Genomic DNA, 12948 nt, shown 5'->3' with positions numbered 1-12948 from the left:
GGCTGAATAGTTACGCCGATGATCATCGTGATCATCATCGGCGTCATAATCGTTCCGGATTGGGTGGCGCTCACACCGACAATGCCTTGCATAAAAAACGGCACAAACATAATCGCGCCGAACATACCGACGCTCATAAAAAAGCCGATGCCATTGAGCAGCGTAAACGTCCGGTTGCGGAAGAGCCAAAGCGGAATGATCGGCTCCTCCGCCCGTTTTTCCGCCCAAACAAACAAAGCGAAAAAGACAACCGCGGCCGCAAATAACGAAACGATTTGCCACGACCCCCACGGATATCGGTCGCCGCCAAACGTCAACCCCAACAACAAGCTGACGACGCCCGCCGTCAACGTCGCCATCCCGGCGATGTCAAATTTCACCGGCCCTTCGGCTTTATATTTGCTTAACCCCATCGCAATCAGCACCGTGGCGAGAATGCCGACCGGCAAGTTGATGTAAAACACCCAGCGCCAGTTCAAATGGTCGACGATAAAGCCGCCGATTTGCGGGCCGAGCACTGAAGCGAGACCGTACAAACCGCCGAACACCCCTTGCCATTTCGCCCGCTCCTTGCCGGTAAACACGTCACCGATGACAATCATCGCCATCGGCATCATAATCCCGCCGCCCAGTCCTTGAATGCCGCGGTAAACGATGAGCTCGGTCATATCGTTCGCCATGCCGCAAAGCGCTGAACCAACCATAAAAATGACCAACCCGCTCACATAGACAATCCGACGGCCCAATAAGTCGGCGAGCTTGCCGGCGATCGGCACGACCGTCGTCGACGTCAACATATACGCTGTCGTCAGCCACGTCATAATCCCCAATCCGTGAAGCTCCCCGACGATGCGCGGCATGGCCGTTCCGACAATCGTCCCGTCTAATGCCGCAAACAGCATGGCAATGATCAGCCCGGTAATGAGCAACGGGCGATGACGAATGGTGCTCGTCGGCACTGCTATCGCTTTTTCCATACTTCTCTCTCCCATCCGTTTTGTCGTTGGTATTCATCCATTTCTTTGACCAATGCATCCAAAGCCGGTGCGAGTTGAGGCGTTTGTTGATGACGCAAATACAACAGCAGCGCTTCGACGATATAGACGCGGGGCGGCGCGTGCCGTCCAAGCAGCTCCTCCTCCAGCGCTGCTATGGCTTCGAGCACATCGCTTGCCTGCTTTGGATCGAGATCGTTGACAGCCTCCCGGACGGCGGCGAACGCGGAAGCCAGCCGCTCCCGCTGACGCTCTCGCTCCTGCTCCTCCATCTTCACCCATGGCGCAAACGACTCTTCCGTCAAAAGCGGACGCTCCTCAGCCGTGAAGCTAGCGACAATGGCATCAAGGCGGCGCATGAGAAAACGAGCCGCCTCGTCCGCATCAAACGCCTCCTCGCGAAAAAAGAAGTAAAACAAATATTGCCGGATGATGCCGTTCGTCATCATGGCCACATCATACACATACGGACCAACCGCCTCGCCATAGACCTCCGTTAGGCGCGTGCAATACCATAAAAAAAGGCGCCCATGCTGGCGAAACATATACCGCTCCACTTCCGGATTGACTTTCGGCAATTGTTCCGACATGATCATGCGCAAAAAGTCTTTGTACTCGCGAATGTGAGAAAAATGGGCCGCCAACTGGCGGACAAACCGCTCCTTTTCCGGGCCATCCCCGCCGGATGCCGTGAAATCTGCGACCATTTTTTCGCTGTAATAGCGAAGCACTTCAAGCAATAATTCCTCCTTCGAGGCGAAATGATGGTAAAACGCCCCTTTGGAAATGCCCCACGCCTCGACCAAATCTTGAATCGAGGTGGCATGATACCCTTTTTCCGCAAACAGTTTCATCGCGGTTTCAATAAAGCGAACGCGCCGTTCATCCATGGCAACGACTCATTCCTTTCCCATTCGCTCTCATCCATTGCCGGTACGACGGCAACACCGCGCGCGGTTTCACGACATCAACCCGTACGCCGCGCTGTTGCAGCCATTCTACCAACCGTCGAACATGGATCATTGTCCTCGCCTCCATATCACTTATGACCAAATGGTCAAAATAATTATAAACCAACGTCATAAAGATACGCAACTCAAAAACGATTTTTTTGACCAATAGGTCGATTTTTTGCTAATTCCATTGAACAATCGGTCAATATCCCTGCCTTCAAACAAAAAACGGCCCCACCGCCTGATTGAAGACGGTGAACGGCCGTCCTTGCTATTCGATCGCTCTCGCCGCAAGCGCCAACGCGCCCGCGATGCCGGCGTTGTCGCCAAGCCCTGGGAGGACGATGTACTCGTCGATCTTCTCGAGAATCGTTTCGTGCTGAACATACCCATTGAGCAACTCCTGCACATGACGGCGCACAAGCGGCAACACGTGCGTCTGCTTCATGACGCCCCCGCCCGTGATCACCTTTTTCGGCGATAAAATGAGGATGTAGTTGGCGATCGCTTGGGCTAAGTAAAACGCCTCAAGCTCCCACACCTCGCTCCGGTCGGCCAGCTCCGCCCCCTTTTTCCCCCAACGCCGCTCAATCGCCGGGCCGGACGCCATGCCTTCTAGACAGTCGCCATGATACGGGCAGATGCCGGCAAACGCATCATCCGGATGGCGGCGGACGAACATATGTCCCATTTCTGGATGAAGCATCCCGTGAAGCAGACGCCCTTCCACGACGGCGCCGACACCAATGCCTGTCCCGACCGTCATATATAGGCAGCTATCCAATCCTTGCGCCGCCCCCCAGCGCAGCTCGCCGAGCGCCGCCGCGTTGACATCCGTGTCAAAGCCGATCGGCACGGGAAAATGCTGCTTCATCGTGCCGACAAAATCAAACTGCGCCCACGCCTGTTTCGGCGTGCTCGTAATGTACCCGTACGTCGGACTGTCCGGACGCAAATCGACTGGGCCGAATGACCCGATGCCAATCGCCTCGATGCGGTGCGGACGGAAAAAGTCGATGACGTGCGCCATCGTCTCTTCCGGCGCCGTCGTCGGAAACACCGCTCGTTCATGGATGTTCCCCTGTTCATCGCCGATGGCGCAGACAAATTTCGTGCCTCCAGCTTCAATGGCTCCTAGGATCATATGTACGCCTCTCTTTCTTCATCTGCTCTTTTCTTGTATCTATCTTACTAGAAAAAGGGAGAGGGCATCAATGACAAAAAGCCGCTGATCAGCGGCTTTTTGAAACATAGCGCAATCGATTCTATTGTCTACCGGGTTTGTTGATCTACACTGCTGATTGGCTCACCCCTTCACCGAACCAGCCAACAACCCACGGACAAAATATTTGCCAAGGAAGATGTACACAAGCAAGGTCGGCAGCGCCGCCAACAGGGCTCCCGCCATTTGCACGTTCCATTGGACGATTTGACTGCCGGATAAGTTTTGCAAGGCGACCATGATCGGCTGTTTGTCCGATGTCGTGATCGTCACGGCGAACAAAAACTCGTTCCAAATGTTTGTAAACTGCCAGATCGCCACGACGACAAATCCAGTGATGGACAAGGGGAGCATAATATAACGAAAAATACGGACAAACCCAGCGCCGTCGATTTTCGCCGACTCAATCATTTCATCGGGGATCGCCGCGTAGAAATTCCGAAACATCAGTGTGGTGATCGGAATGCCGTAGACGACATGGACGAACACAAGCCCCGGAATCGTGTTGTACAGCCCGATTTCGCGCAAAAATTGGATGAGCGGAATGAGAATGCTTTGATACGGAATGAACATCCCGAACAAAATGAGCGTAAAGAGCGTATCCGCTCCTTTAAACTTCCATTTCGACAGTACATAGCCGTTGAGCGACCCCAGCAGCGCGGAGAGCAGCGTCGCCGGCACGACGAGCAAAATCGAATTCCAAAAGTTCGGGGCGAGCTTGTCAAATGCCGTCGCGTAGCTGCTCCAATCGATCGTTGACGGCAGCTTCCACATATCGGCCAATGTCACTTCATCGAGCGGCTTCAAGCTCGTTGTGACCATGACATACACCGGCAACAGGAAAAACACGCTCATGACGAGGGCTAACAAATACAAAAACGGCCGCGCCCACATGGATCTCGCCATCACGATCCCCCCTTGCGGCTTGAGATGAGATACGGAACGATAAAGATGGCGACCGACAGCAGCATCACGATCGCAATCGCCGCGCAGTTTTTGGTCAAGCAAAATGGCAAGCAGTTGGCCGAGCACAATGACGGCGGCGATAAACAACACCGTAAACACAAGTGTATTGCGCAAGTCGGCCTGGAAGCGGAAATCATGAAACAAATACAGATAGTTTTTCAACCCGGCAAACGACCAATCCGGCACGAGCGAATTCCAGTTGCTCAAGGACACATACCCCGTCCAGCCGATAAACCCGTACACAAATAAGAAAATCAGTACGACCGACGGTGCCAAAAACGCCGCTGCCAGCCAATGATCGGCCGTCCATTTCCGCTTTTTCCGCACCGCGGGGACATATGCTGTCTTCTCGGCTGGCGTGATGTTGACCGTTTCCACTAAGATCCCTCCTCATGATGACGAAAAGGGGAAGAGAATGGCTCCCGTCCCCTTTTCCCGATTACTTCTTCAGTTCTGCGGCGGCCGATGCCAACGTGTCGATGAACGTCTTCACATCTTTTTGCGTCACGAAAATGTTGACGGCCTGATTGACCTTCGTGACAAACCCTTCCGGCGCTGCTGAACCGTGCGCTAAGCTCGGCGCCAGCTCCGCCGTCTTGAAGTCTTGCATCGTTTGTTTGCCGTATTCATCGTACTTGGACGGATCCGCGTCGATGCGGGCCGGGATGGAGCCTTTCAGCGGGTTAAACGCATCTTGCCCTTCCACCGAACCAAGCACCGATAAGAACTTCTTCACATCGTCCGGGTTTTTCACGCCTTTCGGCAGGCCGAACGTATCGGTGATGACCATAAACTTGCCATCGGTGTTCGGTGTCGGTACGTAGCCGAAATCTTCGTTCACTTTTAATTTTAGGTCGTTGACGAAATAGCCTTTGGCCCAGTCGCCCATCAAAGTGCGGATTGATCTGGCTTTGCAAGCTTTTCAGTTCAAGTTCTTTCACGAGCCGGTCAAGCTCCGCTGCTTCTCGATGACAGCAAAAGCTTGTATAGATATAGATGCAACGAAGAAGGTGAACAGATCCTTGACGGAAAAGCGGTTTGTCCATTTTCGACTGTCGAAGGCAAGCCTTTGGCTTGCCCCGTCACGCCAAGGCGTGACGGAAGACCGAACAACCACCTGCTTCACAGACCCATCTATGGGTCTGGAAGCGGCGTTGTTCGGTCGCCCGACAGTCGATAAAAGCTGCAAATGGTCAATCTTCAAATTGCATCTATATGAACAAATAGGGGTCAGTCTGGCCGTCATCATTCGCCATGCGGCGGTGGCCATGCCCATCATCAAGTGCAGAGCGAGCAAAAAAACCCCGTTCCGAAACAAGCTCGCTGCATCGGAACGGGGTCTCTCCACTCGTTTATCCTTTCAACTTTTCCACCGCCTCCACTGGCAGTCCGGTCAACTCACAAATCGTTGGCACATCATATCCTTTCCCTAACATCCGTTTCGCAACGTCCATCTTGCCTTTTTCCATCCCCTTTTCCACCCCCCGTTGCTCGTACGACACGATGAGATCCATCACTTTTTTCGCTTCCTTCGTTTCCATTTCGTTCACCTCGTTTCGCAATTCGAGTTCCTCTTGTTCGGACAACCGCAAATACGTCTCAAAAAAGCCAAACAACAGCCGCTGTTTCGCTTCATCAAGCTCCAAACGGACGAGCATGCGCAAAAATTCTCTTTTCACGGCCACTCTTTCACTTTCATTATACCCCATTTTGCTTAACAGAGCGGCGGCGACCGGGTTATCGCGGCGAATGTACTCGCGCCATGGCAACTTGCGCAGTTCAACGGTAAGAAAGCGGAAATCGACAACGGTTAGGAACGAAAACTGGATGGTGAACGAGGACGGTTCATCGCGGTGTTCGTCATAGCTGAAGATGGCAATGGGAAGAATGCGACGGCGGTATTTTTGAAACAAACGGCTGACATAAATGAACATGCGCTCGGGAAACGTCGGCTGCGTGTAACTTTGGTGTTCGATATGGACGATGATCAGCCCATCTTCCCCTTTCAATTTTGTTTCCACCAATAGATCGACACGGTGCTTTTCGCCGGCTGCCACATCCGTAAACACCTCTTCGGACAAAAAGGAGATGTGGCGGAAGTCGACTTGTTCATACACATGCGGGAAAAACAGAAGCAAAAACTCTTCAAAAAACGTCGACAACAACTCCTTAAACAGCCGATCATGGTCGATTCGCGTTTCGGACACGGTCTCCCTCCTTGTGATATTTGAACTTCCTTTATTTTCTTCGCCGCGCCTTAGGCAAAATCCTGCCGAAAAGGCTGGTGAAAAGCATTGATTTTGTCTAAAATAAGGGGAACGTGAACGGGAAGAAAGCCCTTGTGTTGTGCGGCTTTTCACGATGAAATGACAAAGCCGCCTGTCACTGGCGGCCTTGTCAGTCCACTATAGCTTAGTTTCCAGCCGCTGCTTTGGTCTGTTTGAAAAACTGCGGCAAGTATTCTTTATGCGCTTCAAGCATTTCGTCCAACATTTGTTTGGCGATGGTGTCAGACGGCACAAGCGGATTGATCGTCATGGCGACGAGCGCCGTTTGGTAGTCGCCGGTGACCGCCGCTTCGGCTGCGACGCGCTCGAACGACTTGATTTGCTGGACGAGCCCACGCACCGCGACCGGCAAATCGCCGACGGCGATCGGTTTCGGTCCATCTTTCGTGATGACGCAGTTTACCTCCACCGCCGATTCCGGAGGGATGCTCGCAATGGCGCCGTTGTTTCTCGTGTTGACCGGCTGAATGTCGCGCTTGTCGTTGTAAATGGAGCTGATCAAGCTGCACGCGGCGTCGCTGTAGTACGCCCCACCACGCTGTTCGAGCTGCGGCGGCTTGATGGCCAAGTTCGGGTCTTTGTACAGCTCGAACAGCTCTTTTTCGAGCTGCTGCACAACCTCGGCGCGCGTCCCTTTCGTTTTCGCCGCCTCCAGCTCCTCGGCGAGCATTTTGTCTGTTTGGTAGTAATACCGGTGGTACGGGCAAGGCAGCACCTTCAACCTTTTTAAGAAATCCGGCTCCCAGCCAAGGTCAACGATGTTTTTCATCGTCACACCGGAGCGGTCTGGATGGGCGACGAGATCAATCACCTTTTCGGTCACCTCGACGCCGTCCAGATAGACGTGCAAGCCAAACACCATATGGTTCAAGCCGGCAAAATCAATGTGCACGCGGTCGGCATCAACGCCAAGCAGCTTGGCGACGCCCATGCGCATGCCGATCGGCACGTTGCACAACCCGACGACTTTCTCCTGCTTCGTATAGCGCAAGACGGCTTCCGTCACCATTCCAGCCGGGTTTGTGAAGTTGATCAGCCATGCATCGGGGCAAAGCTCTTCCATATCGCGAATGATGTCCAAAATGACCGGAATCGTCCGCAATCCCTTAAACAATCCGCCCGGGCCGTTTGTCTCCTGGCCGATCACCCCGTATTGGAGCGGGATGCGCTCGTCTTTCGCCCGTGCCTCTAGGCCGCCGACACGAAATTGCGTCGTAACAAAGTCTGCTCCTTCCAAGGCCCGGCGGCGGTCTAGTGTCAAATGAATCTCAATGGGCACACCGGCTTTTTCGACCATCCGTTTGGCCAGTGCGCCAACGATTTCGAGTTTTTCTTTGCCTTCCGGAATATCGACAAGCCACAATTCCCCGACCGGCAATTCATGATAACGCTTGATCAACCCTTCGACCAATTCCGGCGTGTAGCTCGACCCGCCGCCGATCGTCGCCATTTTCAATCGTTTATCCATACTCCTCTTCCCCTTTCGCCCTGTTGGGCATGGTATAATCAATGTAGGAATCAACCAGTGGGCTTGGAAGCGCCATCCTTTCCCAGCTATCGCACGTTCCGTCCCATGAAAGCGAGGTGTCCCGATGTTCACTCCTGAACAAATCGCCCAGTTCTCCGAGCTCGACTACGCCATTTACGACTATGTGATGAAACATCCTCATGAAGTCGCGTACATGCGCATTCGCGAGCTCGCCGAGGCCGTCCATGTCTCGCCGCCGACCGTGCTCCGCTTTTGCAAAAAGGTCGGATGCGAAGGGTTCAGTGAATTTAAAACGAAATGGAAGCTGTATTTGCGCGAGACAAAGCGAACCGCGATCATCAGCAGTCAAGAGGCGCTTAAGGAATTTTTCGAACGGACGCTGACCGCCGATTACGAGCGGACCATTCTGGATGCGGCAGCCGCGATCGCCCGGGCGGATCACGTGATTTTTGTCGGCTCCGGCAGCTCCGGCATTTTGGCTGAATACGGATCGCGCTATTTTTCTGCCTTTCAAAAGTTTTCCGTCTACATCAAGGACCCGTTTTTTCCGATTTACGGCCATTATTTCCACAACTGCGCCGTGATCGCCTTGTCGGTGTCTGGAGAGACGTCATATACGCTCGCCCAAGTGCACCGGTTCAAGGAAAACGGCAGCACGATCATCAGCATCACCAACCGGAAACATTGCACACTCGCGAACATCTCGGACTACAACTTGACGTATTATGCCACCGCCGAGCGGATGGGACAGACGGATGTGACAACACAACTGCCGGTCGTTTATTTGCTTGAGCGGCTCGCGAAGGAAATGTACCGGTTGCTGCCGGCGCAGACTGACCGCGGGCCGAGCGGGCGGTGACAAGGCTACAGCTCGGCACCGTTCGTCGCAATCACACGCTGATACCATTTGTTCCCTTAAACGTTCGGCCCGGCTGTTTGGCAAACACATCCCATACCGATAATCCTTTTCCATCTTCGTTCCACGCCCCTTCGACTTGATACGCAGCTGATGCTGCGCCCCATAAAAACTCAGGCGGGAACGGTTTAAGATGACGATGCTCCATTCAGATCGTCTCCTTTCTCGCAACAACGTCGATGAATCATTCTATCACCAATAAACCGTGTTTGGCGAAAAAAGTAAAGGGCGCGGCGGCTTTTTGTAACGAGACGAACGTGAAAAACAATTGTTTCTTCGGAGTAACAAACTGTTACAAAAAGGATAAGAAAAGCAAGCGCGCAGTATGCAAAAAGCAACCGTGAGGACGTTTCATGAAATGCGAGCAACGGCACTCTCCATCCTTGTAGAGAAACACAAGAAGAAAAAGGTGCTCCGTTCCATTGAGAGCACCCTTTTCCCCATAAAGGCCCGTCTTCAGCCCATTTATGTTTGGGAGAAATATTCAACCTAATCCATCGAGCCGCCATACAGATGAAGCGTTACGGCAAAAAGATTTTCCCCGGATTGAGAATGCCGTTCGGGTCAAACAGCTGTTTCAACCGTTTCATCCAAACGACGGCGTCGCCTTTTTCCTCGCGCAAAAACGTCCGTTTGCCAATGCCGATGCCGTGCTCTCCCGTGCACGTGCCGCCGCGCGATAAGGCGTAGCGGACGATATGGGCGTGCACCTGCTCGATCCGCGCCATCTCCTCGGCGTCATTCGGATCAAAGGCAAGCACGGTATGATAGTTGCCATCGCCGACATGGCCGAAAATGGCGGCAGTCATCTTCTGCTCATCAACAAGCCGACGCGTATCGGCAATGGCGCCGGGCAGTTCGGACAGCGGCACGCACACGTCGGTGGAGAGCATCGACTTGCCTGGATAGGCGGCTTGAATGGCAAACGCCGCATGGTGGCGCGCTTCCCACAGCTTCGCGCGGGCGAGCGAGTCGGTCTCGACCACAAACGAAACCGCCCCCTCCGCTTCGCACAATTCGTTGACAAGCTTTGTCCCTTCCTCGACGCTTGACGGGCTGCCGCTCAGTTCAATAAACAGCGTTGGTTTCACTGGATAATCGGTTTTTTTGTACGCATTGACCGCCGCGATCGTCGCCTCGTCAACGAGCTCGATTTTGTCGGGGCCGACGCCGGACCGCAAAATGGCAAACGCCGCTTGCGCCGCCGCCTCAAGCGATGGAAAACACACTTTGATCGCATTGGTCGCCTCTGGAATGCCATGCAGGCGGACGACGAGGCGGGTGAACACGCCAAGCGTCCCTTCCGATCCGACGAACAAGCCGGTCAAGTCATAGCCGTCCGACGATTTCACCGCCAAACTTCCCGTCTGAATGACTGAACCGTCCGCGAGCACCACCTCTAATCCGAGCACTTGATCGCGCATGACGCCGTACTTGACGCAGTTCGTTCCGCTCGCATTCGTCGCCGCCATGCCGCCGATCGTCGCGTCGGCCCCCGGGTCGACTGGGAAAAACAGTCCGTATCGCTTCAGCGCCTCATTCAGTTGCAGCCGCGTCACCCCCGGCTCGACGATGGCGAGAAAATCGTCCGGGCGAATGTCGATGATGTGGTTCATCAACGTCAAATCCAAACTGATGCCGCCCGCAACTGGAATGACATGCCCTTCCAAGCTCGTGCCAGCGCCAAACGGCGTCACAGGGATGCGGTGCTCGTTGGCAAACGCCATCACCCGGCTCACTTCCTCCGCCGTTTTCGGAAAGACGACGACATCTGGCGCATGCGGCGCATGGTAGGCGATGCCTTTGCTGTGGTGTTCGAGCACCGTTTCATTGATGCTCACCCGCTCGCGGTCGCCGATCAATTCCAGCAGTGATTCGTATACGTTCATCGTTCTCCTCCTCACCCGATCGGATCAAGCGGTGCCATCCATCGATGCGCCACCTTTTCTCTTGACGCACTCTGATGGTGGATCGATCGACCCGGATGGCATGGTTCGTTTAGTAACGGAGCAACGTTTCAATTCCTTCCGCAATCCGCTCGGCGTTCGGCAGCCAATCATCCTCGACCGACGGCACCGGGTACGGCGTGTCGTAGCCGGCGATGCGCACGATTGGAGCTGATAGAGAAAACAGCGCCCGCTCGCTGATCAAGGCCGCCACTTCCGCGCCAAACCCGCCTGTTTTCACCGCTTCATGGACGATCATCACCCGCCCCGTTTTTTCGACCGAGGCGAGGATGGCATCGATATCGAGCGGCTGAAGGCAGCGCAGATCGATCACTTCCGCGTCAATCCCTTTCGTCCGCATCTCATCGGCCAGTTTGGCGACAAGCGGTACGGTCGGCCCCCACGTGAGGATCGTCACATCTTCTCCTTCTTTGACGACCCGCGCTTGGCCGAGCGGAATCGTGTACGGTTCTTCCGGCACCTCCATCCGAAACGCCCGGTACAGCTTCATCGGCTCCAAAAACAAAACCGGGTCTTCATCGCGAATGGCGGAAATCAATAGCCCTTTCGCATCGTAAGGATTGGACGGCATGACCACTTTTAAGCCTGGGGAATGGGCAAACAGCGCCTCGAGCGCATCCGAATGCAATTCGGGCGTCCGCACCCCGCCGCCGTACGGGCTGCGCACAACGATGGGGCACGAAAACCTCCCGGCGGAGCGGAAGCGGATGCGCGCCGCCTGGGCCGCCAGCTGGTCCATCGCCTGGTACACAAACCCGAGAAACTGAATTTCGGCAATCGGCCGCATGCCATTGATCGCCAAACCGATTGACGTGCCGATAATGCCCGATTCCGCAAGCGGCGTATCAAACACACGCCCCTCGCCAAATTGCTCAAGCAGCCCGTCCGTCGCCCGGAAAACGCCGCCGTTTTCGCCGACATCCTCGCCAAGCACGATGATGCGCGAATCGCGCTCCATCTCCTGGCGCATCGCTTCATTGATCGCTTCAATCATCGTCAGCTCGGCCATTTATCTCACCCCGCTCCGTTGTTTGCGCCGCATCACTTCTTCTTTTTGCTCGGCAAGCAATGTTGGCGCTTCGCTGTACACGTAATCGAATACATCGACAATCGAACCGGACTTGCTGGCGATGGCCGCCTCGTACGCCGCCGTCACTTCGTCATTCACTTGGGCGACAAGTGCTTCTTCTTGCGCTTCCGTCCATAATCCGCGCCGTTTAAGCAGCACGCGCAGACGGTAAAGCGGATCTTTCGTCCGCCATGCTTCCACCTCTTCCGGCCGGCGGTATTTCGTCGGGTCGTCCGCCGTCGTGTGCGGCCCAAGCCGATAGGTGAGCGCCTCGATCAACATAGGACCCTCGCCGCGGCGGGCGGCTTCGACCGCCTGTTTCATCGTTTCATAAACCGCCAGCACGTCATTGCCGTCAACGAGCACCCCTTTCATTCCGTAAGCGAGCGCTTTTTGCGCGATCGCCCGGCTTGCCGTCTGTTTCCGGTACGGGACGCTAATGGCGTACTGGTTGTTTTGGCAGAAAAAGATGACCGGCACGTTGTACACCGCGGCAAAATTCATCGCTTCATGAAAATCGCCCTCTGACGTCGCGCCATCGCCAAAATACGCCACCGATACGTGCGATTCGCCTTTCAATTTCGACGCCCACGCGCAGCCGACCGCATGCAACGTCTGCGCCGCGATAATGATTTGCGTTGGGAAAATGTTCAATCCTTCCGGCATCCGCTTTCCCGACAGGCGGCCCTGCACATAATGGAAAAACTGCTCAAGCGGCATGCCGTGCATCAAGCAGACCGCCACTTCGCGGTAGCTCGGGAAAATCCAGTCGTCTTTTCGAAGCGCAAGGGCGCTGCCGATTTGCGCCGCCTCTTGACCGCTAAACGGGGCATACGTCCCGATCCGCCCTTGCCGCTGCATGCGCAAAAGCCGCTCATCAATGACGCGCGCCCGCCGCATTTCCCGGTAGGCACGAAGCAGCCACTCATCGGAAAACGCCGCTAACTTCTCCTCATCGCCATTTCCGTTTTCATCGAGAATTCGCACGATCTCGACCGACAATTTGTCCGGGTCAAACATGGGCTTCCCTCCTCATCATTTTTTCATCACGGCCCAGCTGCTTCTCTTTGGCGCTCGCTCTCT

General features: G+C 54.8%; 10 protein-coding genes and 4 pseudogenes. 1 reads left to right on the top strand and 13 read right to left on the bottom strand.

What is annotated here, in order from left to right:
• Positions 1 to 17: 17 nt before the first annotated feature.
• From AP057_RS11855 to AP057_RS11820, 9 genes and pseudogenes are all read right to left on the bottom strand, one after another.
• Positions 18 to 977, bottom strand: a pseudogene (locus AP057_RS11855) (MFS transporter); the annotation flags it as partial.
• The gene (locus tag AP057_RS11850) at positions 962 to 1885 is read right to left on the bottom strand and encodes a TetR/AcrR family transcriptional regulator (protein ID WP_055358827.1); all 924 of its coding nucleotides are present in this window, start codon (positions 1883 to 1885) and stop codon (positions 962 to 964) included. The pseudogene AP057_RS11855 and the gene AP057_RS11850, both read right to left, overlap by 16 nt.
• A complete protein-coding gene (locus tag AP057_RS17560; protein WP_033008215.1) occupies positions 1878 to 2018 on the bottom strand; it encodes a hypothetical protein in 141 nt (46 codons plus the stop codon). Before AP057_RS17560 ends, AP057_RS11850 begins: the two co-directional genes overlap by 8 nt.
• A 201-nt stretch (positions 2019 to 2219) precedes the next feature.
• Positions 2220 to 3092 (bottom strand): ROK family protein, encoded by an 873-nt coding sequence (locus tag AP057_RS11840; protein ID WP_055358826.1) that lies wholly within the window; start codon positions 3090 to 3092, stop codon positions 2220 to 2222.
• Between the two features lie 162 nt (positions 3093 to 3254).
• Positions 3255 to 4076 (bottom strand): carbohydrate ABC transporter permease, encoded by an 822-nt coding sequence (locus AP057_RS11835; protein ID WP_011232675.1) that lies wholly within the window; start codon positions 4074 to 4076, stop codon positions 3255 to 3257.
• 75 nt (positions 4077 to 4151) lie between these two features.
• A pseudogene (locus tag AP057_RS16480) lies at positions 4152 to 4514 on the bottom strand (carbohydrate ABC transporter permease); the annotation flags it as partial.
• A gap of 61 nt (positions 4515 to 4575) precedes the next feature.
• A pseudogene (locus AP057_RS11830) lies at positions 4576 to 5028 on the bottom strand (carbohydrate ABC transporter substrate-binding protein); the annotation flags it as partial.
• Between the two features lie 460 nt (positions 5029 to 5488).
• Positions 5489 to 6343 carry an Rpn family recombination-promoting nuclease/putative transposase gene (locus AP057_RS11825; RefSeq protein ID WP_055358825.1) on the bottom strand — a complete coding sequence of 285 codons (855 nt, stop codon included), beginning with the start codon at positions 6341 to 6343 and terminating at the stop codon, positions 5489 to 5491.
• A 205-nt stretch (positions 6344 to 6548) separates the two neighbouring features.
• Complete coding sequence (locus AP057_RS11820) at positions 6549 to 7892, bottom strand: 6-phospho-beta-glucosidase (protein ID WP_055358824.1); 1344 nt, start codon at positions 7890 to 7892, stop codon at positions 6549 to 6551.
• A gap of 124 nt (positions 7893 to 8016) precedes the next feature.
• Here AP057_RS11820 and AP057_RS11815 point away from each other — a divergent pair, with 124 nt between their 5' ends.
• Positions 8017 to 8772: a MurR/RpiR family transcriptional regulator gene (locus tag AP057_RS11815; protein ID WP_055358823.1), complete on the top strand. Its 756-nt coding sequence runs from the start codon at positions 8017 to 8019 to the stop codon at positions 8770 to 8772.
• 43 nt (positions 8773 to 8815) lie between these two features.
• On the opposite strand, the pseudogene AP057_RS16475 reads toward AP057_RS11815, so the two are convergent.
• The 4 genes and pseudogenes from AP057_RS16475 to pdhA form a co-directional block, all read right to left on the bottom strand.
• Positions 8816 to 8977: pseudogene (locus AP057_RS16475) on the bottom strand (family 1 glycosylhydrolase); the annotation flags it as partial.
• A 373-nt stretch (positions 8978 to 9350) separates the two neighbouring features.
• Entirely contained in the window at positions 9351 to 10718 is a 1368-nt protein-coding gene (locus AP057_RS11810; RefSeq protein ID WP_055358822.1) for an FAD-binding oxidoreductase, read from the bottom strand.
• A 109-nt stretch (positions 10719 to 10827) separates the two neighbouring features.
• Positions 10828 to 11805, bottom strand: a complete 978-nt coding sequence (locus tag AP057_RS11805; protein ID WP_055358821.1) for an alpha-ketoacid dehydrogenase subunit beta — start codon at positions 11803 to 11805, stop codon at positions 10828 to 10830.
• The gene (pdhA, locus tag AP057_RS11800) at positions 11806 to 12885 is read right to left on the bottom strand and encodes a pyruvate dehydrogenase (acetyl-transferring) E1 component subunit alpha (protein ID WP_055358820.1); all 1080 of its coding nucleotides are present in this window, start codon (positions 12883 to 12885) and stop codon (positions 11806 to 11808) included.
• Between the last annotated feature and the right edge of the window lie 63 nt (positions 12886 to 12948).

The organism is Geobacillus sp. Sah69, assembly GCF_001414205.1.
In the GTDB taxonomy this organism is placed as follows: domain Bacteria; phylum Bacillota; class Bacilli; order Bacillales; family Anoxybacillaceae; genus Geobacillus; species Geobacillus stearothermophilus.
This window is presented reverse-complemented; position numbering and strand designations above follow the sequence as displayed.